Below are 24,860 nucleotides of genomic sequence, written 5' to 3'. Positions count from 1 at the left end.
AAAGTGAGAAAAATCACAGTTTTCAACCCAAGAAACAGCCAGAATTGATTATTTTTTGACGACAAAATCGGCAATAACTTTGCGCTCTCCCACCTGGATTGTCACTGCCCATTTCATGGTGTTATGAACACATTCCGGTACCTGAAAACGCCCGACCCAGCCTGACGCCTGCTGTTCAAAGATGACCGGGATTATCCCCATAAACATATCGACACCAGCCACCGTTGCAGCAGGCTTTACATTTGCGTTACGAACATGTAAGAGGACCTCGGTATTAGCCTTGACCGGGAAGGGAGAAAGCGAGAGTCCCAGCGGGTCATCCTCACTTTTTGACACACAAGATTCTGCCGAAATTTGACACCGATCAGCATGATCCTCTAATACCTTAGTGTTTTCGTAGGTTACTGTTCTCCATACAAATGCTGTGATGAGAATTATCATTAAGACTAAAATTTGAACCAGTCTGGCTCGTGTCAATTTCTCTGCTGCCATTTTTATCGCGCTTCCCGTGTTACAGAGTTCAAAGTTTTCACATAAATGTTGCTTAACCGTAAAGCGAGTGTGGTCTTGACCCTGTCAATCACTTTGTATCTCAAGTATTATGTGCACCGAAAATGCCACTTTTACAACAAAATAGCAATTTAAATACCATGATGTTTAAAAAGGCAACATGGCGTCTGAATTGGGTTTTGGGTGGCATTGCGACAACTTGTTGTCCGCACAAGGAAAGAGAGTGTAGTTGAACAATTAAAATTGGAAGCATGCAACATGAGCCAAGTAAAGCAGCTTGAACAAAACTACAACTATACGGTCGTTCGTCAATTCACTTTAGCCACCATACTTTGGGGAATTGTCGGAATGGGCGTTGGTGTATTGATTGCCGCTCAACTGGTGTGGCCGGCGTTAAACTTCGACATACCTTGGTTGACATACAGCCGTCTGCGACCACTGCATACCAATGCGGTGATTTTCGCGTTCGGCACAAGTGCCCTGTTTGCTACGTCCTACTACGTAGTACAGCGTACATGTCAAGCAAGACTATTCGGTGGAAAATTAGCGTCGTTCACCTTCTGGGGCTGGCAAGCCGTTATCCTGTCTGCAGCAATTACGCTGCCGCTGGGTATGACCACGAGTAAGGAATACGCAGAACTGGAATGGCCGATTGATATCGCCATTGCCGTGGTTTGGGTATCCTATGCGATTGTCTTCTTCGGAACGATGATTAAACGAAAAACCTCGCACATTTATGTTGCGAATTGGTTCTTCGGTGCCTTCATCCTGACGGTAGCAGTCCTGCACATCGTGAACAGTATGGCGATTCCTGTGTCTATGACTAAATCGTACTCGATTTACTCAGGCGCAGTGGATGCCATGATTCAATGGTGGTACGGACACAACGCAGTAGGCTTCCTGCTGACTGCGGGCTTCCTGGGAATGATGTACTACTTTGTACCTAAGCAAGCTGGACGTCCGGTTTATTCTTACCGTCTTTCTATCGTTCACTTCTGGGCACTGATTTCACTGTACATCTGGGCGGGTCCTCACCACCTTCACTATACTTCACTACCTGACTGGACTCAGTCAGTCGGTATGGTGATGTCACTGATCCTGTTCGCACCATCTTGGGGTGGTATGATCAACGGTATCATGACGCTGTCCGGTGCATGGCACAAACTACGTCACGACCCAATCCTGCGCTTCCTGGTTGTCTCCCTGTCTTTCTACGGCATGTCGACCTTCGAAGGCCCGATGATGTCAATCAAGACAGTTAACGCCCTATCCCACTATACAGACTGGACCATCGGTCACGTACACTCTGGTGCGTTAGGCTGGGTTGCCATGGTTTCGATCGGTTCGGTATACCACCTGATCCCGAAACTGTTCGGTCAAGAGCGCATGTTCTCGGTCAAACTGATCAACGTTCACTTCTGGCTGGCCACCATCGGTACGGTACTGTACATCGTTGCGATGTGGATCTCCGGTGTAATGCAAGGTCTGATGTGGCGCGCGGTGAACACCGACGGTACATTGACCTACAGCTTCGTTGAATCTCTGCAGGCTTCTTACCCATTCTACTTTGTTCGCTTCCTGGGTGGTGCTGTGTTCTTGTTCGGTATGCTTCTGATGGCCTACAACGCGTACAAGACTATTGCCGCGCCGAAAGAAAGCCTGAAAGCAACTGAGCAGCCAGCATAAGGAGTTCGACAATGGCTAATAATCGTCATGAAATTGTAGAAAAAAATGTCGGCCTTCTAGCGATTCTGATCATCATCGCCATCAGTTTTGGTGCGCTGGTAGAAATCACGCCGCTCCTGTATCAGGATCAAACAACTGAGCCGGTAGAAAACCTGCGCCCGTACACGGCGTTGGAAATGGAAGGTCGTGATATTTACATCCGTGAAGGTTGTAACGTGTGTCACAGCCAGATGGTTCGTCCGTTCCGTTCTGAAACGGAGCGTTACGGTCACTACTCTGTTGCCGGTGAAAGTGTTTGGGAACACCCATTCCTGTGGGGCTCCAAGCGGACTGGTCCGGATCTGGCGCGTGTTGGCGGCCGTTACTCTGACGACTGGCACCGTGTTCACCTTCGTAATCCACGTGCTGTAGTTCCTGAGTCAAACATGCCAGGGTTCCCTTGGCTGGAAGAAAACGAGCTTGATGGCAAGTTAACTTCTGACAAGCTAGCGCTGTTCCGCGACAACTTCGGTGTTCCTTACACGGATGAGCAAATCGCGAATGCTAGTGATGATGTGAAAGGCAAGACTGAAATGGATGCACTGATTGCTTACCTTCAGTCTCTCGGTCACGCAATGAAGTAAGGGGGCCACAATGGATATTGGAACCATTCATAGCATTTGGACAGTGATTCTGTTCGCAAGCTTTATTGGTATCGTCCTTTGGGCTTACAGTAAACGCCAAAAATCCCGCTTCGATGAAGCAGCTAACCTTGTGTTTGCAGATGAAGAGCAAGATTTGGCAACGCGTGAGAAAGACAGGAGCGAGGAAGCATGACTACATTCTGGAGTCTATGGATTACAATCATCACGCTCGGCACCATTTTCGGTATTGCCACCATTCTTGTTTGGTGTAGCAAAGACAAAATGGGTGTTGAGGAAGGTGAAGATATGGGCCACGAATACGATGGTATTCGTGAAATCAACAACCCTCTGCCGAAGTGGTGGTCCTACATGTTCTGGGGCACCATTATCTTCGGCCTGGTTTACCTGGCGCTGTACCCTGGCCTGGGTAACTTTAAAGGCCTGTTAGGTTGGCAAAGTTCGAACCAGACGGTGCGTAGCGTGGAAGAGTCTAGACTCGCCATTGCCAATGCACAGAAAGATCAACGCCTGGATCAGTACGCACGTGAACTGGATGACGCGCAAGCAACCTTCGGTGAAACGTTCAAGACCCTGGCCTATGATGCGTCTGGTCATGCACTACGTCCTATCACTGAAATCGCCGGCGATTCTGACGCGATTAAAGTGGGTCAGCGTCTGTTCATCCAAAACTGTGCGCAATGTCATGGTTCAGATGCACGTGGTCAGCTAGGTTACCCGAACCTGACTGACGACGCTTGGCTGTATGGTGGTGAAGCGGAAACGATCAAAACCACAATCATGCAAGGTCGTCACGGTGTGATGCCGGCTTGGATTGATACCCTGGGCGAAGACGGTGTCCGCGATGTAACAACCTATGTACTGGGCTTATCTGGTCGTAGTGTGAACGCCAAAGATGCCGCAGCTGGTCAGCAACGTTTCGTTGTCTGTGCAGCATGTCACGGTACGGATGGTAAAGGGAACCCGGCTTTCGGGGCGCCTGACCTGACAGACCAAACTTGGCTATACGGCGGCTCTCGCCGTGCAGTTGAAGCGACGATTACCCACGGTCGCCAAGGCGTGATGCCGGCTTGGAAAGACGTGCTTGGTGAAGAGAAAGTTCAGCTGATCTCTGCCTACGTCTGGAGCCTGAGCAACGAAACCAGCAAGTAATTGGATGGTTTAAAATCAGTTACATATTATCTAATAAATTAGTAATAAAAACTGAGACTTAATACATAGCCCCTGTTACATTCAGGGGCTCTTTTCATCAAAGCGTCAAAGGTAATCACTATGCGTAAACCATGGTATAAGCATTTCTGGCCTTGGTTCGTTTTCTCTATCCCTGCCATTTCCATTATCTACAGCCTGACCGCTGTCTATATCTTTTCTCAAAACCAGGTAGATCTCGTCGCAGAAGATTATTACAAGAAAGGGAAAGCCATTAACCTTGACCTTTCGCGTTTGCGCGTCGCTGATGCACTGCAACTAAAAGCATCGGTGAGTATCGCCGAGTCAGACATTGTCGTGAATTTCAACAAAGGTGAACTGAAAAGCAACCCGAACCTTCGAGTGACTTTCACCCACCGGACCCTAGCCAATAAAGACTTTACCCAAATGGTCAGCCCCGATTTAAAAGGCGCGTATCGTTTCAGTGCACCAGAGCCACTGCAAGGCCCTTGGTTTGTTGAAATCGAACCATTCGAGGGTGACTGGATGCTGCAAGGGCGTATTACCCTGCCATCATCTGATCCGATTTCGCTGTACGGGCAGGATAAGGGATGAGCAAAGATTGTTACCACTGTGGTGACCCGGTCCCGGCGGGTTACCATCAGCAAGTTCAAATTCTGGGCGAGCTGCGTGACATGTGCTGTCCGGGCTGTGAAGCCGTGGCCCAAACCATTGTCGACAGCGGTCTGACATCGTATTACGAATATCGCACCGCGCCCGCCGAAAAAGCCGATCTGGTTCCACAACAACTACAGTCCCTGTTGCTCTATGATCACGAAGAGGTCCAACAGGAATTCGTCCGCAGTGTTGAGAACAGCAAGGAAGTTTCCCTTTCTCTTGATGGCGTCTCCTGCGCCGCCTGTGCCTGGCTGATTGAAAAACAACTCAACCGAGAGCCCGGCGTCATCTCAATTCGTGTCAACACCACCACGCACCGCGCCCTGCTGGTCTGGGATCCAGACCAAACCAAACTCAGTCATTTACTCGGCATCATTCATAAATTAGGCTACAAAGCCGCGCCTTTTGAAGCCGATGCACAAGAGCAGCAATACCACCGCACCATGAAAGGCTATCTCTACCGGTTGGGGATCGCCGGGATTGCGACCATGCAGGTCATGATGCTGGCCGTCGCGCTGTATTTTGAGATTTTCGGGGATCTAGATCCTGAATTCAAAAGTTACCTGCGCTGGGTCAGCCTGATCTTTGCCACGCCGGTATTGCTCTACTCTGCTCTGCCGTTTTACCTCAATGCCTGGCGGAATCTGAAAGCCCGGACCTTGGGCATGGATGTCCCGGTTTCGATTGCCTTACTGTTTGCGTTCATCGCCAGCCTGTACGCGACCGTCATGGAAAAAGGCGAAGTCTTCTTTGAATCCATTTCGATGTTCACCTTCTTCCTGTTGCTGGGCCGCTTCCTCGAAATGCGCGCCCGCCGTCAGGCCGCTGCAGCCAGCGCCAACCTCCTCAAGCTGGTGCCGGCAATGGCAACCCTGGAAGACGGACAGCAGATCGCAGCCAAGACATTGAAAGTCGGTGATATCATTATTGTCCTGCCGGGCGAAAACCTGCCGGCTGACGGCGAAATCCTGCAAGGTGAAACGGCCATCGATGAATCGATGCTGACCGGTGAACCCATGCCGGTACCGCGTACCGTCGGGGATCAGGTTTTTGCCGGAACCATTAACGGCGACGGCAATATCACCCTCAAAGTGACCCAGGATCGGCAAAACTCGCTGATCTCCAACATCGTGCGGCTGCAAGACGAAGCGCAATCCTCCAAGCCGAAAGTGGCAGAGATCGCCGATATTGTCGCCCGTTATTTCGTGGCTGCCATTTTGATCATTTCCGCGGGTACCTGGTTGCACTGGATGCAGCAACGGCCTGAAGATGCATTGTGGATCACTCTCTCTGTTCTGGTGGCAACCTGCCCTTGTGCGCTTTCTCTGGCGACGCCGACCGCACTGACTTGCTCTACATCCAGCTTAGGTCGGTTAGGCATCCTGTTGCGCCGTGGCCATGTTCTGGAGACCCTGTGTAAAGTGAATCAGTTGGTGATCGACAAAACCGGCACCCTGACAGAAGGCAACATCCGGCTGGTTGAGACCAAGTTGCTGGGCAATGTTTCAGAGCAGGATGCCCTGACATATGCCGCTGAACTGGAGCGATTCGCCAACCACCCGATTGCGAGAGCGTTCCGCGAACATCGTTCAGCCGCACTGAAATTCGATCATGTAGAAAACATCATAGGTTCCGGACTGAAAGGCTGGGTCGGCAATGACGAATGGCGTATCGGCCAGGCTGCTTTTGCGCTGGATTTGCATCCGGAGAAAGAACATCTGCTGATGCAATGCGACAACCGCTACCAGGTCTGGCTGACCTGTAATGCGCAACCGGTCGCGGCCTTTAAGCTAGATGATCCGATTCGCCAAGACAGCAAAGAGCTTATCGCTCAATTTCAGTCGGCTGGGATCAAGGTAACCATGCTGACCGGTGATCACTCTGCCAATGCCCAGACCGTCGCGGATAAGCTCGGGATTGATACGCTGGTTGCCGGTGCGAGCCCTGAAGGCAAACTCGCCTACCTGCGCAGCCTGAATCAAGATCAGGTAGCCCTGATGATCGGCGACGGTGTGAACGACGCCCCGGTTCTGGCTGGCGCGCACCTCTCTGTTGCCATGGGTGGCGGGACGGATGTTGCCAAATCCTCGGCGGATATGGTATTGCTGGGCGACAAGCTGTCACGCATCTTACGTGCGCGTCAGCTCGCATTGAAAACCCGCAAGATCATTCGGGAAAACCTGGCCTGGGCATTGGGATATAACCTGGTGATCCTGCCGCTGGCCGTCGCTGGTTATGTTGCCCCGTACATTGCCGTGGTAGGCATGTCAGCCAGCTCAATCATTGTTGTCTCTAACTCTTTGAGGTTGTTGAAAGAAAATGTCTAGTCTTTATCTGTTGATACCTATCGCGATCATTTTTGTTTGTATTGCTGTCGGCATTTTTCTTTGGGCCGTCAGGAGTGAGCAATTTGAAGATCTGGAGCGCCGCGGTTACGACATCCTGTTTGACGAGGGTGAAAACGAAAACACGGACAAGCCAGCCAAAAAACGCGATTAACCAACATGGACGCAGCTATCTCAACTGATTTTATCGCCGCCTTTGTGATTGGCCTGATGGGAGCCGGGCATTGCCTGGGGATGTGTGGCGGGGTCGCCGCCGCCCTCACGCTCGGCATTCCCGGCCAACAAGATACACGCCGCTGGCCGTATCTGCTCTGCTACAACGCTGGACGGCTGATCTCCTATGCGATTGCCGGCGCCATCATCGGAGGAGCGTTTGCCGGCATGGCTGCCCTCAGCGGTCATGCCACTGCCCTGATCTCGCTGCGGTTACTGGCTGCGGTCATGATGATCTTGCTGGCGTTATATCTGGGTCAGTGGTGGCAGGCAATCACTCATCTGGAGCGACTCGGGCAATATCTGTGGCGACTGATTTCGCCTCAGGCCAAGTCCCTGCTGCCGCTCAAGTCTCCTGCTGCCGCGTTACCGTTTGGCCTGCTCTGGGGCTGGCTGCCGTGCGGATTGGTCTACTCAACCTTAAGCTGGGCTGCTGTTTCCGGGAGTGCGTCTTCCGGCGCTGCGGTTATGCTGGCTTTCGGGATGGGGACCTTACCGGCCATGATCGCCGTCGGTTCGCTGGCTCAGCAGCTCCAACAGGTTTTAAAGAATCTCTATTTCAAGCGAGCCAGTGCCTTGATGCTCCTCTTGTACGGGGTCCATACTGGTTATATCGCAATCAATCAAATTTTGTAGGGTTTTATATTTCTCGTCACATCGATTCATATTGTGTTAAAATATTGACCTACGTCAACACGGTTAGACAGGCTTATGATTTCGGACAAACTTCCAACCAAACGTGTCCAGTCCGGTGGATGTGCTATTCATTGCCAGGACTGTAGTATCAGTCAGTTGTGTATTCCATTTACGCTGAACGAATCTGAGCTTGATCAATTGGATCAGATCATCGAGCGTAAAAAGCCGATCCAAAAAGGACAAGAGCTGTTTAAGGCTGGCGATGAGCTGAAATCGCTTTATGCGATCCGCTCGGGGACAATTAAGAGCTATACCATCACCGAGCAAGGGGATGAGCAAATCACTGCCTTCCATTTGGCCGGGGATTTGGTTGGTTTTGATGCCATTAATGAAATGATGCATCCGAGCTTCGCCCAGTCTCTGGAAACTTCGATGGTTTGTGAGATCCCATTTGAAATCCTGGATGACTTATCCGGCCGCATGCCGAAGCTGCGCAAACAGATTATGCGTTTGATGAGTAACGAGATTAAAGGCGATCAGGAAATGATCCTGTTGCTGTCGAAAAAGAATGCCGAAGAGCGTCTGGCGGCCTTCCTGTACAATCTCTCTCTGCGTTTCTCTCAGCGTGGCTTCTCACCTCGTGAGTTCCGCCTGACCATGACGCGTGGCGATATCGGTAACTACCTGGGCCTGACCGTCGAGACGATCAGCCGTCTGCTGGGTCGCTTCCAGAAATCAGGCATGCTGAGCGTCAAAGGTAAGTACATTACGATTCTGGATCACGAAGAACTGTCTCGCCTGGCCGGCGTTAGCAACAATAACTGATCCACTGAATTCCGGTTCAATAAGAAAGTGATACGAGCTTGCGCCGTATCACTTTTTTTCTTTTCTGAACTCCCCATAACTGCTGCGATACGTTACAGTTAATGAAGCCATTCTGATTTATCTATTTGCTTTCAAGGGTATTCAGGCAACTAGGTAGTATTCCTTTCAAGGGGATCTGAGACTGGTTTTGATGCCAACACTGTTGTGTAAGGGGGCAATTATGACCAAGTACAATAATATTCTTGTTGTGGCTGATCCGGAGCAGGATCACCAACCAGCCTTATCTCGCGCCGTCGATCTTGCGAAACGCTCGCAAGACGTCACCATCACCCTATTCCTTGCCATCTACGATTTCTCGTACGAAATGACTTCCATGCTATCGGCTGATGAACGCCAGGCCATGCGCCGGGGCGTCGTTATGCAGCGTGAAGAGTGGTTGAAAGATATTATTCAGCCCTTTAAAGAGAAAGGATTTCATATCGATTTGAGCGTGGTATGGCATAACCGTCCATATGAAGCCATCATTGCGGAAGTGTTCAGTAAAAATCATGATCTGCTGATCAAAGCGACCCATGATCATGACAAAATTGGTTCGGTCATTTTCACCCCGACCGACTGGCACCTTCTGCGCAAGTGCCCCTGCCCGGTGTTGATGGTGAAAGAGCATAGCTGGCCGGAAAACGGAAAAATCATCGCCAGTGTGAATCTGGCAGCGGACAGCGAAACTCACGATAAGCTCAACGATGCCATTGTTGCAGAAGCATTGGCGATGGCGGATACCCTGGATGCAGAGGTGCATCTGGTCAATGCCTACCCGGCAACGCCGGTCAATATTACCATTGAGCTGCCGGAGTTTGACCCAGCGTCATACTCCGATGCCGTCCGGGGCCACCACCTGACTTCCATGAAGGCCCTGCGCCATAAACACGGTTTGCCGGAAGAACAAACTCATGTGGTGGAAGGTTTACCGGAAGACGTGATCCCCAGCGTGGCCAAAGAGCTGGATGCCGAGCTGGTGATCCTGGGGACGACCGGGCGAACCGGGTTGTCCGCGGTCTTCATTGGCAATACCGCTGAACATACCATTGATCGCCTGAACTGTGATTTACTGGCACTAAAACCGGAAGGTTATGTCAGTCCGCTCAGCCCGCATCCGGAGCAAGATTAAACGACTTGACGTTGATCGCCTGAAAGCAAACAGCCTCCATTCGGAGGCTGTTTTACAAGTGAGCGGATCTCGATGGCAGAGCCTTTAAATCTCGATGCGACGTTCGTTATGATCCGGGAAAGGATATTCCATATGCTTCGCAGTGGCGCGTGCAACCGGCTCACCACAGTAACGTGACACAACTTTCAACGCCATATCGATACCGGCTGAGATGCCCGCTGAAGTCAGCAAATCACCGTCTTCGACCACGTGTTGTTTTTTCAGCACCGTTGTGTGCGGAAACAGCTCCTGCATCCAGTCCAGTGAGCGCCAGTGGGTCGTGACCTGTTTCCCTTCCAGCAATCCGGCCTTGCCCAGTACCAGTGCGCCGGTACAAACGGATGTCAGCAGCTCCAGCGTCGGGACCCTCTCTCTTAACCAGGTCAAAAGCTGCGGGTTCTCCATTTGCGGCCGGGTTCCCCATCCGCCCGGGACGACTAACACATCCAGTGCCGGACAATCATGAAAATCGTGATCCGGCAGCACCCGCATCCCGCCCGTGGTGACAACCGGCGCATGCTGTTCTGCTATCAGAACAACATCAAAAGGTGATTGCGACTCCCGGCGATTATCCTCACTCAGCCGTGTGGTCGAAAAAACTTCAAAAGGCCCGCAATAATCGAGCACCTCCACATCATCAAAAATCAAAATCCCAACTTTTTTTCTGTCCATTTGTTTTCCTTCACAAGATGCTCGTCTAGTGCGAGCCCAAAATACTCCTTGAAAAGTCATACAATACTAAATGAACACAAATAGCAACTCTGTTGCGCATGATTCGGTTCAGTTATCTGTACAAAAGGAACAGGCATCAAGTTCAAAATTAGGCAGAGACGCCTAAAGTCAATGAAAGGTAATGAGGGAATAAAGCGGGTGTTGGTAACGCGTCGGATGGAAAGACGGTCAGGAAGACGAGGGCTCGTATTCCTGACCCTTCAGGATTAAATGTTAGTCACATCAATGAACATAGACTCGTCGATATTGGTCGATGAAACAACCGCTTCTGTGAAAGCATACTCTTCCCGCTCGCCGTCACGATCCAGCGGGAGATTAACGAAGTCAAACAGCTCTTTGTCGGCTAATTGGCTCGGGCTGACATTCTGAATTGACTTGAAAATGCTCTCAACACGGCCCGGTGTTTTCTTATCCCATTCAACCAGCATCGCTTTGATCGCCTGGCGTTGCAGGTTTTCCTGAGAACCACACAGGTTGCATGGGATGATCGGGAACTCTTTATGCTCCGCATACTTGATCAGATCTTTTTCACGGCAATACGTCAGCGGGCGAATGACCACGTTCCGACCATCATCAGAGCGCAGTTTCGGCGGCATTGCCTTCATCCGCGAGCCGTGGAACATGTTCAAAAACAGGGTTTCGACGATATCATCCAGGTGGTGACCCAGCGCAATTTTGGTCGCACCAATCTTCTCAGCAAAAGAATACAGCGTGCCGCGACGCAGGCGTGAACACAGGCCGCAAGTTGTTTTTCCTTCCGGCACCTTCTCTTTGACCACCGAGTAAGTATCTTTGTCGACGATGTAGTATGGAATATCCAGGCTTTCGAAATAATCAGGCAAAATATGCTCAGGGAAACCCGGCTGTTTCTGATCCAGGTTCACTGCAACAACATCAAACTTAATCGGTGCAGCTTTTTGTAGATTCAATAGAATATCTAACATCGCAAATGAATCTTTACCGCCACTGATACAGGCCATCACCACATCATTTTCTTCGATCATGTTGTAGTCAATGATGGCATTGCCAACATTTCTCCGCAGGCGCTTCTGGAGTTTGTTGAATTCAAGTGTATCTTTTCTTGTATCTTTCTGATTCATTGCGACTTCTCACACTGTCGATTGGGTCGACTGTAGATTTCCTGACTGGATTCTTGATAGGGCGTGGATTATACGGACTTTTCTTGCAGGTTGAAATATTTTACGACAGCGCTATCACCACGCTGCCCGTCTGAACCGACCTCTTTGACGTCTTCTACCCCTGGCTTTGCTACGTTAACGCTTCAGTATTGAATATGAGCCAAGGTTTATATATAGTTCTCAAGTGAGAATGAATCTCACTTAAATCAAATGGACGTATTGCTACAATGAATCAAACCTTCGGGCTGAGTCGGCCGAGCATCGGGGCACCTGCGGCTGTACCTGCGCTTATGTCGGTGCAACAGATCACTCCCCAGATGCATGCTGCCGGCGATGCCGGCTCTATGTGTTGGTATAACCTTCAGCTCCCTGATCCAAAAGGAAGCAATCATTTCCGATGCTTCAAGCTTGCAGAAGATATTTGCTTTACCAAAAGCACATACCAGAGTGAAACCCCACTGCAGTCCGAAATTGACTATCCGGTAGAGACAACCCTTCTGGTATTCGGCCTCACGGGTGAAAGTCGCTTAGGATTTAGCGAAAACTCACTCAACACGATTAAAGCCGGTGATATTTGGCTATTTAACCTCAACGGCAGAACCTTTTACCGCTATAGCTGCGCCAACACCCGCCATGAAATGGCCGTACTCAAAATACCCACAAGCCGCCTGAAACGCGCCTATTCCGATCAGGATCGTCTGTTTGATGCCATTTTTACCATGGATCATGCACAAGTGGCTTCCCGGCAAGAAAACAGCCGCTGGATTGCCCCTCTGATTGATAACCCGCTCCATAATCCGTTTGATCGCATGAAAGCTGAAGGCAGAGCACTGGAGCTGTTAGCCCACTGGCTGGTTCCCCTCGCCCAATCCGTATACCTGACGCAAAGCAAAGCCCCCACCTATAGCAATCCTGTTGAGCGCGCCAGACAGATCCTCATCACCGCCATTACTAACCCGCCCACACTCGATGCCCTGGCCCGAGACGTCGGCATGAGCCACACCCGGCTCAACAGAAACTTCAAAAAGACATACGGCAAAACGGTTTTCAGCTGGCTCAGAGCCTATCGATTAGAGCTCGCGAAATCTTACCTGAGCGATGTCGCACACAGTATTACAGAGGTTGCCCACTTGTGCGGCTTCAGCAGTGCCAGCCATTTCACGCAGGCTTTCAGGCAGCAGGAAGGCTTGACGCCGATCGACTATCGCTCACAACAGATGAAACATCACCATGATTAGAAAACCAACCCATTTAAAAACTTTAATGCCGTTAATGGTGTTATTGATCGGCAATGCGATTGCCCACAGCATCTTTATGATTAGTTTCCCGATTGCCGGCAGAGTAGCTGGATTAAGTGACTGGCAAACCGGAGCTGTCCTGTCTTTATCGGCGTTGACGATGTTGCTGGTTGCCCCGGCGTGGGGAAAGCAAATTGACCGGCGAGGCAGAAAACCTGCGATTCAATACGGTATTGTGGGCACAGCCTTATTTTTGGTGCTCTCTGCCGGGTTATTCGCTTTGCAGCCCATGCTGGCACTCGCGCCGCTGACGATGTTTGTGGTCTTTCTCGTGATCCGGGTGGGTCAGTCTGTGACTGTCGCGGGCCTGATGCCCAGCGCACAAGCGCAAATTACGGACATGACCAGTACCCAGAATCGGGTTTCCGGAATGGGCCTTATGGGAGCAACCTTTGGCATCGGCAGTTTACTCGGCGGGACACTGGCCATGGCGATGGGCGTCACCTTTCTGCCGCACGCCCTGATTGCCGTCGCAGCCCTGATGTTGATCAGCTACTGGCGCTTGATCCCGGCCTGGAAAGAAACCCATCAACCTGCCCAAGCGCAGTGTGCCACCGCCAATACCCGGCTTCCCTTGTCGGTCATCGCCCCATTTGTATTGATTACTTTCACCGTGATCCTGATCTACAGTCTGCTGCAGCAGACGCTGGGATTGCGATTACAGGATCAATTTGGTTTCACACCACAAGATGCCCTCCAACGAAGCGGAGCCCTGCTGACGGCAGCTATGGCCGCCATGGCTGTTTGTCAGGGCATCATATCTTTCATGACTATCCGCCATCCGGTGCGGCTCTTACTGGCAGGCGTATGCCTCGGTTGTATTGGCTTGTTTACGCTGATTCAGACTCAGATGTTTATCGGTTTACTGCTGGGGATAACCATGGTTGGGCTCGCGATGGGATGTCTGTTCCCCGCCAACCTCGCATTGCTCAGCAAAGTCGCAGGCCCGTCACATCAGGCTTACGCCGCATCAATCAACATCATTGGCAAAGGGTTGGGCATGGCGTTTGGCCCTTTGCTCGGCGCCTTGCTCTATGAATGGCATCCGACCGTGCCTCTGGGCATTTCCCTCTTCCTGCTGGGTATCGTCCCCATCTTGATTCGAGTCAAACCCATCCCCGCCGTCGCTATCAGTTAAACATGACTAAACACGGCGAGGGAGTCCAGCTCCCTCGCCGTGCATCCGCAACAAAGCCATTGAACTAACACGCATCAGTAACATCCTAGGAATCCCGCGTTGTTGCGTTCCGCAAAAACACCGCAGCGCCCCCACAAATTGCCATACACAGCAGCAACAGCCCAAGACCCGCGTGAAATAACGGGGTCAGATTTGTGGCCATCTGGAACAAAAGGGAGCCGATGGCCAAACCGCCAAAGAACGCCGCCGAAACACGTCCCGATGCTGTGGGAATATCCCCAAAAGCCGGATATTTAATCACCATCGCCATCGCGACCGCATTGCTGGCGACCAAAGTCATGCCGATGCCAACAACACCAGCATGAATTAGCCATAGCAGCTCATCTGTTGCATTAAATGCGCACAACAGTGCTAAACCGGCAGCAGGATACAGTCTTAGCAACAGCTCAGATTCGTGACGAAATTTGCTTGCCAACGGGGTGAGTATCAAGCGGGACACAATGCCCATCCCGCCAAATAAGGTGATCAGGAATGCTGCTTGTTGCGTGGTCATCCCTATCTGGGCTGCAATCAGCGGGATTTGAGTAATAAATGCAGCCAGCGTGATGCCGACGCCCGCCTGCATGATCATCAAAGATGCCAGCAGGCGCTGGTCTCCTTTTCCCCGGACAGAAACGCGCTGTGCTGGTACTTTCGCTTGCCAGTTCTTTCCGGCCGCCAAGCCAGCCATCCCGAGACAAAGCGGAATCATCAATGCAAACGCCGCCCGCCAGCCCCATGTAATGGCCGCCATGGACAGCACAGAGCCGGCTGCCAACGCTGATAGCTGTACACCGGATTGCTTTACGCCGACCATCAACGCTTTCTGAGGAGCCGGAACCTGAGCCGCTATCGCCTGATTCGTCGCCGGGTTCGCAAGGGCCTGAGCAATACCGCAGACCGCAATGGCCAAGGCCATTCCCAGCCAGTGTTCCACCCAAATTAATACTGTAAACGACAGCCCGGTTAGAAGAAATAAAGACACCATCGCGCTGCGAATCCCCCATTTCTTTACCCAACGTCCGGCATTGAGCGAGAGTATGGCGGCGACCCCAAAGGCTGACAACGTAAACGTGCCGAGTATTGTCGGGTTGATATAGTTTTCGACCAGCATCAGAGATGCCAGTGCGCCGTTGGCGTATAGCACAAGCATTGGCAATGCCATTGCCATAAGCAGGATCAGTACCAGGGGAAGGTCGAGATTCTGGTTCGTAACCGGACGCTGTTGACTGACGGATGTATCACGCAATTGACTCACTTTTGATTCTCCTATGGTGGTATTCACGTGCGTTAGCGTTGCAAATTTCAGCAGCTAATAAAGATTTTCCGGACAGTAATAGAGAAAAAAGCCTGCAAACAATATCAAACGGCGAGCTATTTTCTATCAAAGCGCGAACAGGTGTTCGGCATGTTCATCTTTTGATATTGGTTTGTTCTGCGTTTGATATCGCAAAAAAACAGAACCTCTATAGTGACGCATTCGATGTACTACGGAGAGAAGAACATGAAACAAAGGAATTTCATCTGGATTGGCATCCTGCAAGCAACCTGCGTGAATGCTCAAGATGCAATCAGTCATCCCCCCCCGGATGAAACCATGGTTGTCGAGGCAAAATACTGGCCGGAGTCTGGTGCAAATATTCCGGCCACGCGCCATTCAATTCCTGCGGAAGCCTTTGCCTCCCCGGCCCTGGAGAATATTGAACGCCTGAGCCAGTATGTTGCGAACACTATTGTGGAAAACTCATCGGTGCAACCCAGAGTGATTATTCGTGGTCAGTCATCCTTCGATACCGCCCTGAGTAGCCCGGTCGGCTATATGATTGACGGCGTATCGTTACCGCTGGGTATCAGGCAGGCCCCTGACTTTCTTGGTATTGAGAACGTTGAAGTGATCAAAGGTGCGCAGGGAAGCTATTATGGACGTAATTCGGAGTCCGGTGTGATCAAAATCAGTAGCTTGGCGCCAAGCAATATGACTTCAGGCTGGGGGGAGTATAGCTATCTGCTATCAGAAGCCGGAAAAGGGCATGCGGCCGGCCACCAGCTCGAAGCCGGCGTTCAGGGAGGGACCGATAGTCTTGCTGCCTTAATTGCGATTCGTGCCGTTGATGCAGAGAGTCCTTACTACAACGCATTCCGTCAGTCCGCGGATGAAAATGATCATGACCGTTTGCACGTCATGACCGGGTTCAACTATACGCCAGGCGAAAATACCACGATTGAGCTCCGAAGCCGCTGGCAAGACAGCAATAACGGCAGAGCGACTATGCGTTTTCTCTCCGGCCCGATGAAAACAGACCGTTTTACCGTCAATCAAAACACCCTGTCCAATGAGGACAAAACCACGTCGCTGCACGCTTTACGTGTCGATCATGAATTTGATGAGACCATGCTGACAGCCATTACCGGCTATACGGACTATTTGCAGGACTTCACGATTGATGCCGATACCGGCCCTCGCCCGGTCCCTGCAACGACATCACATTTACACGATATCACAGTCTCTCAGGAAATCCGTTTGGTCAGCCGCCATACCTCAGGTATCCAATGGGCGGCCGGAACCTACCTTTACCAGCAAGATACCCATACTGATTTCACGATGGGTTTTTCAGGCCCTCCCCGTCGAACAGACATTGAACAATGGGGCATTGCCAGCTTCGGTCATCTTCAGGTGCCGCTTGGTAACGCGCTTACTGTCACCGCCGGATTGCGCGTAGAACACACCGATCAGGACGGCAGTATGAGCGGTATTGGCCCACAGCCGATCACAGCCAACCTCAGCGAAGTGCAGTGGCTACCCAATGTGATTGCCAGCTACCAACTTGACCCACAACAAATGACTTATGCCAGCTGGTCGACTGGCTACTTACCCGGAGGCTTTAACTACAGCTCTGCCATTTCAAGGGATAATTTTACTTATGAAGCGGAATATACGCATAGCTTTGAGCTGGGTTACCAGAGTCATTGGTTCGACCAAAATCTCCAAACAGATCTTGCCTTGTTCTACAACCAGATCAATGACAAGCAAATGATTGATATCCTGCCGGGGATGGTTCAGAAAGTATCAAATGCTTCAGAAGCGGATATCTACGGCATTGAAGGACTGTTGAACTGGCAAATTGATGAGCAATGGGGGCTAAACGTTCAAGTCGGTCTGCAGCAGGGTGAAAGCAAATTCTCATCAGGCTCCCCTATCGCGCCGGGGCAATCCCGCAATGATTTACCAAACACGCCGGATTACACCTGGTCGGTCGGATTAAGCTATGCGCCAATTCTGGCTGTCTCGACGGAGCTGGCGATCCGTGGCAGTGATGATTATTACTTCGACAGTAAAAACACATTAAAACAAGACGCGTATGAAATCGTCGATTTCAGTGCAGACTATCAAATTGATTCGCTTACGCTTGCCTTCGCCATCAACAATATTTTCGATAAATCGATCTTTAGCCGAGCCGTCAATACGCCAGCTGGAATCATTGTTGAAGATACCCAGCCCCGAACGTTCTCGATTTCAGCGAATTATCAGTGGTAATTAAATCATGACAACAACCCAATGCGGCACCCCAGAACAAAGTAAGCTATTTTCGGCACTGTTAGGTCCTATCCATTGGCAATTACTTGAGTTTACTTTCACTCATCAGTTGTTTGATCGCTTTCAACAATGTACTTCTGCGGAGGAAGCTGGAAATGACCTGAACTGGCGCCCGGATCGACTTGAGCTGCTGCTCAATGCTTGTGTCGCGTTGGGTTTCATGCACAAAAAAAACGCCGGCTATACCGTAAAAAACAGCTATCGGCCCTTATTGCTCAGTGATTCTGAATCATATCTTGGTGAGACTTTACTTCATCTCTCACGGATAAAACAACTCACACCGGAGACCATGCTGACCTGGCTCAGTCCGCGACAGGAACAGCACGCGGTTCTGAATATGAGAAATGAACAATTCTGGCAGAATGCGACCTCAGGATTACAAGCTTTTCATCAAAGTATCCGCAACCCTATCCTCTTGCCCTTGATACGGGACATCCCCCATTGGCGTGACGGACTCACGATTTTAGATTTGGGAGCAGGTTCTGTTCAGCTTGCCAGAGATATTTTGAAGCAGTCACCGAACAGTCAAATCACCTTATTTGACCTGCCACCCTGCTGCGAAGTCCTCCAAAAAGAGGTGCTCACCGATACACGATTGGCTTCACACGTTTCGGTACGCCCGGGTGATATGAACCAGGGAGATTTCGGTGGACCGTATCAACTGATGATTGCAGCAATGTCGCTCTATTTTGCCCGGGATCTAGCGCAGTGTATTGATGATCTCTGGCAGTCACTGGCACCAGGTGGCACTTTCATTAGCTTTCATGAGGCACTGAACACAACCAGAACCCAGCCCCTCTATCATGTCTTAGGCCGATTACCTGCAGAGCTGGCAAATGGCCCACTTTCTCTGAGTCACGGTCAGCTAGAAGCTACACTGGCAGCCAACAACCCGGTATCACTTAGCACATATCCGCTCAAGACCCCGTTTGGTGAAATGACCCTGATCGTCGCGACCAAAGGTGCAGAATGAACAAAAAAACGCTCCCAATAGGGAGCGTTTCTGTGATTTCACAAGTGACTTACCGTTAACTGAATAAGCCAACGAAAAACAAATGAATCGAATCCCAAAGCCGACTAAAGAAGCCGCCTTCAGTCACAGTCTCTAAGGCCACCAACGGGGCTTGCGCCACGGTTTCGCCATCCACTTGGTACAGGATCTGACCGACGACATCGCCTTCTTGTACCGGCGCCATCAATTTGCCTTTCAGTTCAATGCTGGCAGTCAGTTTATCTTTGTCATTCCGTGACAAGGTCACGTAAGTATTTGTCGCTGTTCCCAGCGAAATCGAAGCGCTCTCTCCCTTCCAGATCCGCTCTTTAAGGACTTCTTCACCTTGATGATGTGGCGACAAGGTTTCAAAGAATCGAAAACCATAGTTCAGCAGTTGCTTGCTTTCCGCTTCGCGGGCTTTCGCGCTTTTCGTTCCCATGACGACCGCAATGAGTCGCATGTTGCCTTCCGTTGCCGAACTCGCCAAGCTGTAACCCGCGCCGCTGGTATAGCCGGTTTTCATACCATCGACATTCATGCTGCGATCGCCCAGCAAGCCGTTACGGTTTCGCTGGGTAATATTGTTGTAGGTAAAAGAACGCTCACTGTAGAGACGGTAAATATCAGGCAAATCACGGATCAACGCCTGACCAAGCAGCGCAATATCGTACGGTGTCGAATACAGCGCATCACTGTCGAGTCCGTGAGGATTCGAGAACGAGCTGTTGTTCATCCCCAATTTCTTCGCCCAGGAGTTCATCAGGCTGACAAACGCGTCTTCTGAGCCGGCGGCGTGTTCAGCAATGGCCACACTGGCGTCATTACCGGACTGGATGATCAGGCCACGGTAAAGATCCATCATCGCGACTTCCGTGTTCACCTCGATAAACATCTTTGAGGAATCCGGGAAGTTTTTTGCCCAGGCGTTGCGACTGATCACAACCTTGTCATCCTTGCTGATATTGCCGCTTTTCATCTCCTGGCCGGCAACGTAACTGGTCATCAGTTTGGTCAGGCTCGCCGGGTTCAGTTTCTCGTGGGCCTGTTTCTCCGCCAACACCTGCCCGGTGTGGAAATCCATCAGAACATACCCTTGTGCCCCCAGGCTCGGTGGATCGGGGATAATCGTTGGCGCCGCCAGGGATACGGTGGAAAAAATGCCAGAGAGTAGCGCGGTGCCAATCACGGCTGCGCGAAGTCGAGTTGTCCTTTGCATGGTAATATCGCCAATCCTCTTTTCCGGTTCGGGCCAGTATATCGAAGTGTCAGGGGGATATTTGCGGCTTTTACCAAGGTTTACCAAATGTCATACACACTTACAAACCACCCCTGAAACTCAGAACAATGCGCAACTAATAACATAATTACTTTGTATTTTCAGCCACTTCTCGCCCTTTATCCAGAAACACTCACCCGTTGACTGGATAAACAGCGATTAACCGCCGACTCCGTGTTCTTTTCATCTGAAACGCTATGTTTTGGCAACACAATTGACTGATTAACCCGTCAAAGCGTCAAACCAAGGAACGGAGCGATGAAAAAAAATTCTTTATTTACAGAAGGTTATTTTTCAACCTCCCGATACTCTGACCTCATTTTTACAAAAAATTCATATTTTTTTTCGGTTTACCATTTTTTAACGAATCAAAAACTTTTATGCTTGATCATAAAACTTGGCAGGAGATTCATCTACCAAGTAGTAGTCAACATAAGGATAGGTAATGACTTTCTACAAAAAACTAGAGCAACATTATCAGAAGCTCTCTCGCCTCGCTCACTTGAATGCAATTTGCGGCTGGGATCAGGCCGCCATGATGCCTGAAGGTGGGAATGAAGCCCGTTCGGAAGCCATGGCTGAACTGGCTGTTATGCAACATGAGCTGGCAACTGCCGCTCACCTGGACGACTGGTTTGCGCAGGCAGAAAGAGAATCGCTGTCTGCAGAGGAAACCGTCAGCCTGAAAGAAATGAAGCGTTCATGGCAGATCAACAACCTGTTACCCACCGATCTCGTAGAGGAAAAATCGCTGGCAGGTTCGAAGTGTGAGCACGCCTGGCGCACCCAACGAGCCAACAACAGCTGGCATGAATTCAGCCTCAACCTGGAGAAAGTGGTTGAATTAGCCCGTCGTGAAGCGCAAATCCGTGCGGAAGCAACCGGTTTGAGCCGTTATGATGCACTGTTGAATTTGTATGAGCCCGGCATGACGACGGCTGAGCTGGACCAATTGTTCAGTGACGTGAAGCGCTGGCTGCCAAACCTGATCCGCCAGGTGCGCGAAAAACAAGGCACGGAAAAGGTCACTCAGCCGGCTGGTCCGTTCCCGATTGCGCAGCAAAAATCGCTGAGTCTGGATGTGATGACCAAACTTGGATTTGATTTCCACCATGGCCGACTGGACGTCAGTGTCCACCCGTTCTGTGGCGGGGTACCGACTGATGTACGCATTACCACCCGCTATGATGAAGCTGATTTCACTTCCGCATTGATGGGTGTTGTGCATGAAACCGGCCATGCCCGTTATGAGCAAGGTCTGCCGACGAAATGGCATGGCCTGCCGATTGGTGAAGCGCGCTCCATGGGCATTCACGAGTCCCAGAGCCTGTTCTTTGAAATGCAACTCGCCCGCAGTGAGCCGTTTGTTGAAATTCTGGCGCCCCTGGCTGCGGAAGCATTCGGGCGCAACAATGACCCGGCGCTGTCGAGCCAGAATCTGACGTTGCTCAACACCCGCGTCAATCCAGGCTTTATTCGGGTGGATGCCGACGAAGTCACCTACCCGGCACACGTGATCCTGCGCTACGAAATTGAACGTGACTTGATTGAAGGCCATATTGAAGTCGCGGATATCCCGGAGCTGTGGGATAAGAAAATGACCGAGTACCTCGGCCTGTCGACCAAAGGAAACTACACCGACGGGTGTATGCAGGATATCCACTGGACCGACGGCAGCTTTGGTTACTTCCCGTCCTACACTCTGGGCGCCATGTATGCGGCCCAGTTTATGGCTGCGATGCGCAAAGAGATGAACGTCGACAATCTGATCCGCGAACGTAATCTACAGCCGATTTTCAACTGGCTGGATAAGCACATCTGGAAGAAAGCTTCCTCGCTCTCCACCGACAAGCTATTGATTGAAGCGACCGGCGAGCGGTTGAATGCGGAGCATTTCAGAAACCATCTGGTGGAGCGTTACCTGAAATCGTAATGCCCTCACCTCCGTAACGTTAAACAAAGCGCCCTGAGCACATGCCAGGGCGTTTTGTTTCACTCCAATGATGAAACCGTTGAGATCAGATCAAACTCATCTCCAGCACCGAGTTCACCGATACTCCGTTCCATTTGTAAGTGTAATGGCGGGTCTGGCAGACTTTACTGACCAGATTCGGTTTGAACAGCACATAACAGTCATGGCCCTGATGGCGGACAGACTGATACACAATCCCGTCCCCCTTGGCAGTTTTGATTTCTGTGGCCAGTTCCTGCGAATGGCTGTAGTTGGTCGGGTGATACAGCTCAGAATCGAGATAAGGCTGGGCAGTTAAATCTGTCAGCTCGGCGCTGAACCAGGCATCAATGCAGCGCATTTGAATATCCTGCGCCGGCTCCCGGGTGTAGCCCATCACCCGCTCCATATGATGCACGGTTTCTTTAATGGCGGTGTTTACATCCGGCGCGGCGTAGTAACCGCCAAAGTCCGCAGTATTGAACCTTGCGCCATCCGGATTGATATGGGTAAACGCCGCCATCACATAACTGCAATGCGGGATCCCGACCAGCCGTTCATCGGCCGGGATCTGGCTGAAATTGCCGACTTCTTCCGACAAACGTGGATTTGTCAGGGCTTCGACGGCAAACACCGCTTCGAGCTGCTCTGGCGAGGCGACATCTTCATACAAATTAATGGGCGGATACTTAGATGGGATCAAACGAAAACAGTGCTGATCCTGAAAGGGCTGCTGTGGGTATGCCATTTACGATTTCCCACCTCGCCAGGCATTCAGGCGAGATGCCACCTGATATAAATCCACGACTTTGCCCTGTATCATCACATCCATGGCTGAACGACCGGCAAAAAACGGATGGGCATTCGGCTTCTGGACCCACTGATACACACTCTCTTCAGCACTGAACAGAATGCGCAGACACTTATGAATGTTCAGGATATAGCTCATACGCTCCAGTAGGTCGTTCGACACCTTGGCCGATTCCGGATGACTTCGGTACTTGTTCAGCGTGGAGCGGCTGCTCAGCCCCAACAGCGCCATTTGTTGCGCCTGGGTACAGGACCATTTATCCAGAATATTAAACACGACGGGCAATACCTGATTCCCGGTATTCGCCTGGATGGCCTGATTTGTGGCTTGGGATGCGTTCATCGCCACCTCTTGACTATGACAATGTCTATATATGGACAACTTTAGCACCATCAACCACAGATAACCAACCCAAATGGGAGATTACTGTGTAAATTTATAAACATTAGCAATCAGAGAAGTAGTGCATGTACAAATATGGACAGAAGTCGAGATAGCTTGAACCTTACCGCAACTGGAAACAATTCGCAGTAAAGACATGGAAGAGAGAAGAAAATTGGGAAAATATTGGCAAATGGTGCCGCCTGCACAGCGGCACACATGGGAGGGATCGGGTTCAGCACCTCAATCAAGAGTTGTCTTAAGGCACTGATGACGCCACAGCCAAATAAGGCATGACGAAAAACACAGCCGCTAGGCCGGACGATAATGAAGCGCGGTCTTCTCAGCCAGTTTCACGATAACATTGACCGCTTTTTCCATGCCTTCCAGGGTAATAAATTCATGGATCCCATGGAAGTTATAACCGCCGGTGAAAATGTTCGGGCACGGCAGCCCCATGTAAGACAAGCGCGCACCGTCAGTGCCGCCGCGGATTGGCTTGACATCCGGCTGCACGTCACACGCAATCATGGCCTGCTTCGCCAATTCAATGACATGCGGATGCGGCTCGACCATCTCTCGCATGTTGGCGTAATTGTCCGTGATCTCCAGCGTCACCCGCGATTTTCCTAGCTGCCGATTCAGCGCACCGACCGTTTCCTGCATCACAGTCTTACGCTTTGCCAGGCCGTCGCGGTCAAAATCACGCAGCAGGTAATGCAGTATGGTATTTGCAACAGACGGCTCCATCGCCACTAAATGATAAAAACCTTCATAGCCTTCGGTACACTCAGGGGTTTCGTCTGCCGGCATCATCAGCTGGAACTGAGCGGCGATGTGCATCGCGTTCACCATCTTCCCCTTAGCCGTGCCCGGGTGGACGTTCACGCCCTTGCATGTCACCTTGGCTGCAGCGGCATTGAAGTTTTCATACTCCAGCTCACCGACCGGTCCGCCATCGATGGTATAAGCCCACCGGGCGCCGAACTTCTCGACATCAAACCGATCAGCACCCCGCCCGATTTCTTCATCCGGGGTAAAGCCAACACAAATCTCGCCATGCGGGATATCCGGATGGGCAATCAGATGCGCCACAGCGGTCAGGATCTCGGCGACTCCGGCCTTGTTATCGGCACCGAGCAGCGTGGTCCCGTCAGTCATAATCAGCGTCTGGCCGTGGAGCCGGTGCAGCTCCGGATATTGGATCGGTGACAGCACTTCATCGCCAATCCCCAATGCAATATCCCCGCCCTGATAGTTCTCAACCGCCTGAGGGGTGACATGCTTGCCGGAGGCATCCGGTGACGTATCCAGATGCGCAATAAACCCAATCGCCGGGACGTCATAGTCAACATTCGCAGGCAAACGGGCCATGAGATAACCGTGTTCATCCAAATCGACGTCACTCAGCCCTAATGCGATCAGCTCTTGCCTGATATCGTCGGCGAGCACTCTCTGTCCTTCCGTGCTTGGGCTGTGGGTTGAGGAAGCGTCTGATTGAGTATCGATACTCAGATAACGCAAAAACCGATCAATTAATTTATCCATGTCCCACTCTTCGTTGTATTCATTCTGGTGTACAGATACGTGAAAACGGAGGGCGGTAAACTGTTACC

Annotated in this window: 23 protein-coding genes; 15 read left to right on the top strand and 8 right to left on the bottom strand. The window is 51.0% G+C overall.

What is annotated here, in order from left to right; all coding sequences use genetic code 11:
* Window positions 1–48: 48 nt before the first annotated feature.
* Window positions 49–492: a hypothetical protein gene (locus NH461_RS08275; RefSeq protein ID WP_261602753.1), complete on the bottom strand. Its 444-nt coding sequence runs from the start codon at window positions 490–492 to the stop codon at window positions 49–51.
* Window positions 493–768: 276 nt separating this feature from the next.
* On the opposite strand from NH461_RS08275, the gene ccoN reads away from it, so the two are divergent.
* The 10 genes from ccoN to uspE all read left to right on the top strand — a co-directional run bounded on the left by ccoN (window position 769) and on the right by uspE (window position 9,851).
* Window positions 769–2,196, top strand: coding sequence for a cytochrome-c oxidase, cbb3-type subunit I (gene ccoN, locus NH461_RS08270; RefSeq protein WP_261602752.1), 1,428 nt, complete (start codon window positions 769–771; stop codon window positions 2,194–2,196).
* An 11-nt stretch (window positions 2,197–2,207) separates the two neighbouring features.
* Entirely contained in the window at window positions 2,208–2,819 is a 612-nt protein-coding gene (ccoO, locus tag NH461_RS08265) for a cytochrome-c oxidase, cbb3-type subunit II (protein ID WP_261602751.1), read from the top strand.
* Between the two features lie 10 nt (window positions 2,820–2,829).
* Window positions 2,830–3,012, top strand: coding sequence for a cbb3-type cytochrome oxidase subunit 3 (locus tag NH461_RS08260; RefSeq protein ID WP_261602750.1), 183 nt, complete (start codon window positions 2,830–2,832; stop codon window positions 3,010–3,012).
* A complete protein-coding gene (gene ccoP, locus NH461_RS08255) occupies window positions 3,009–3,989 on the top strand; it encodes a cytochrome-c oxidase, cbb3-type subunit III (RefSeq protein ID WP_261602749.1) in 981 nt (326 codons plus the stop codon). The genes NH461_RS08260 and ccoP overlap by 4 nt, the downstream gene beginning before the upstream one ends.
* A gap of 120 nt (window positions 3,990–4,109) precedes the next feature.
* A complete protein-coding gene (locus tag NH461_RS08250; protein ID WP_261602748.1) occupies window positions 4,110–4,601 on the top strand; it encodes a FixH family protein in 492 nt (163 codons plus the stop codon).
* A complete protein-coding gene (locus tag NH461_RS08245; protein ID WP_261602747.1) occupies window positions 4,598–6,991 on the top strand; it encodes a heavy metal translocating P-type ATPase in 2,394 nt (797 codons plus the stop codon). Before NH461_RS08250 ends, NH461_RS08245 begins: the two co-directional genes overlap by 4 nt.
* Window positions 6,984–7,163, top strand: coding sequence for a cbb3-type cytochrome oxidase assembly protein CcoS (gene ccoS / locus NH461_RS08240; RefSeq protein ID WP_261602746.1), 180 nt, complete (start codon window positions 6,984–6,986; stop codon window positions 7,161–7,163). The genes NH461_RS08245 and ccoS overlap by 8 nt, the downstream gene beginning before the upstream one ends.
* Before the next feature lie 5 nt (window positions 7,164–7,168).
* Complete coding sequence (locus tag NH461_RS08235; protein ID WP_261602745.1) at window positions 7,169–7,858, top strand: sulfite exporter TauE/SafE family protein; 690 nt, start codon at window positions 7,169–7,171, stop codon at window positions 7,856–7,858.
* Window positions 7,859–7,933: 75 nt separating this feature from the next.
* Window positions 7,934–8,683: an FNR family transcription factor gene (locus NH461_RS08230; protein WP_261602744.1), complete on the top strand. Its 750-nt coding sequence runs from the start codon at window positions 7,934–7,936 to the stop codon at window positions 8,681–8,683.
* A gap of 220 nt (window positions 8,684–8,903) precedes the next feature.
* Entirely contained in the window at window positions 8,904–9,851 is a 948-nt protein-coding gene (gene uspE / locus NH461_RS08225; protein ID WP_261602743.1) for a universal stress protein UspE, read from the top strand.
* 84 nt (window positions 9,852–9,935) lie between these two features.
* On the opposite strand, the gene NH461_RS08220 is transcribed toward uspE, so the two are convergent.
* Together NH461_RS08220 and ttcA are read right to left on the bottom strand one after the other, a co-directional pair.
* The gene (locus tag NH461_RS08220) at window positions 9,936–10,562 is read right to left on the bottom strand and encodes a DJ-1/PfpI family protein (protein WP_261602742.1); all 627 of its coding nucleotides are present in this window, start codon (window positions 10,560–10,562) and stop codon (window positions 9,936–9,938) included.
* Window positions 10,563–10,828: 266 nt separating this feature from the next.
* Entirely contained in the window at window positions 10,829–11,722 is an 894-nt protein-coding gene (ttcA, locus tag NH461_RS08215) for a tRNA 2-thiocytidine(32) synthetase TtcA (RefSeq protein WP_261602741.1), read from the bottom strand.
* 266 nt (window positions 11,723–11,988) lie between these two features.
* On the opposite strand from ttcA, the gene NH461_RS08210 reads away from it, so the two are divergent.
* Together NH461_RS08210 and NH461_RS08205 are read left to right on the top strand one after the other, a co-directional pair.
* Window positions 11,989–12,999, top strand: a complete 1,011-nt coding sequence (locus tag NH461_RS08210) for a helix-turn-helix transcriptional regulator (RefSeq protein WP_261602740.1) — start codon at window positions 11,989–11,991, stop codon at window positions 12,997–12,999.
* Window positions 12,992–14,197: an MFS transporter gene (locus tag NH461_RS08205; protein WP_261602739.1), complete on the top strand. Its 1,206-nt coding sequence runs from the start codon at window positions 12,992–12,994 to the stop codon at window positions 14,195–14,197. Before NH461_RS08210 ends, NH461_RS08205 begins: the two co-directional genes overlap by 8 nt.
* Before the next feature lie 85 nt (window positions 14,198–14,282).
* Here NH461_RS08205 and NH461_RS08200 read toward each other — a convergent pair whose 3' ends face one another.
* Entirely contained in the window at window positions 14,283–15,521 is a 1,239-nt protein-coding gene (locus tag NH461_RS08200; RefSeq protein ID WP_261602738.1) for an MFS transporter, read from the bottom strand.
* Between the two features lie 198 nt (window positions 15,522–15,719).
* Between NH461_RS08200 and NH461_RS08195 the strand changes: the two genes are divergently transcribed.
* The gene (locus NH461_RS08195; protein WP_261602737.1) at window positions 15,720–17,771 is read left to right on the top strand and encodes a TonB-dependent receptor; all 2,052 of its coding nucleotides are present in this window, start codon (window positions 15,720–15,722) and stop codon (window positions 17,769–17,771) included.
* A 7-nt stretch (window positions 17,772–17,778) separates the two neighbouring features.
* On the top strand, window positions 17,779–18,804 hold the full coding sequence (locus NH461_RS08190; RefSeq protein ID WP_261602736.1) for a class I SAM-dependent methyltransferase: 1,026 nt from the start codon (window positions 17,779–17,781) through the stop codon (window positions 18,802–18,804).
* A 55-nt stretch (window positions 18,805–18,859) separates the two neighbouring features.
* On the opposite strand, the gene NH461_RS08185 is transcribed toward NH461_RS08190, so the two are convergent.
* On the bottom strand, window positions 18,860–20,041 hold the full coding sequence (locus NH461_RS08185; RefSeq protein ID WP_261602735.1) for a D-alanyl-D-alanine carboxypeptidase family protein: 1,182 nt from the start codon (window positions 20,039–20,041) through the stop codon (window positions 18,860–18,862).
* A 505-nt stretch (window positions 20,042–20,546) separates the two neighbouring features.
* On the opposite strand from NH461_RS08185, the gene NH461_RS08180 reads away from it, so the two are divergent.
* Window positions 20,547–22,034, top strand: coding sequence for a carboxypeptidase M32 (locus NH461_RS08180; RefSeq protein WP_261602734.1), 1,488 nt, complete (start codon window positions 20,547–20,549; stop codon window positions 22,032–22,034).
* 85 nt (window positions 22,035–22,119) lie between these two features.
* Here NH461_RS08180 and NH461_RS08175 read toward each other — a convergent pair whose 3' ends face one another.
* From NH461_RS08175 to pepT, 3 genes are all read right to left on the bottom strand, one after another.
* On the bottom strand, window positions 22,120–22,800 hold the full coding sequence (locus NH461_RS08175; RefSeq protein WP_261602733.1) for an RES family NAD+ phosphorylase: 681 nt from the start codon (window positions 22,798–22,800) through the stop codon (window positions 22,120–22,122).
* Entirely contained in the window at window positions 22,801–23,205 is a 405-nt protein-coding gene (locus tag NH461_RS08170) for an MbcA/ParS/Xre antitoxin family protein (protein WP_261602732.1), read from the bottom strand. It abuts the gene before it with no gap.
* A 351-nt stretch (window positions 23,206–23,556) separates the two neighbouring features.
* Entirely contained in the window at window positions 23,557–24,792 is a 1,236-nt protein-coding gene (gene pepT / locus NH461_RS08165; RefSeq protein ID WP_261602731.1) for a peptidase T, read from the bottom strand.
* Window positions 24,793–24,860: the final 68 nt, after the last annotated feature.

Origin of the sequence: Photobacterium sp. TY1-4, from assembly GCF_025398175.1 — a bacterium.
GTDB lineage: Bacteria > Pseudomonadota > Gammaproteobacteria > Enterobacterales > Vibrionaceae > Photobacterium.
Note: the sequence above shows the minus strand (reverse complement) of the source record. Positions and strands in the feature narration are given on the sequence as shown.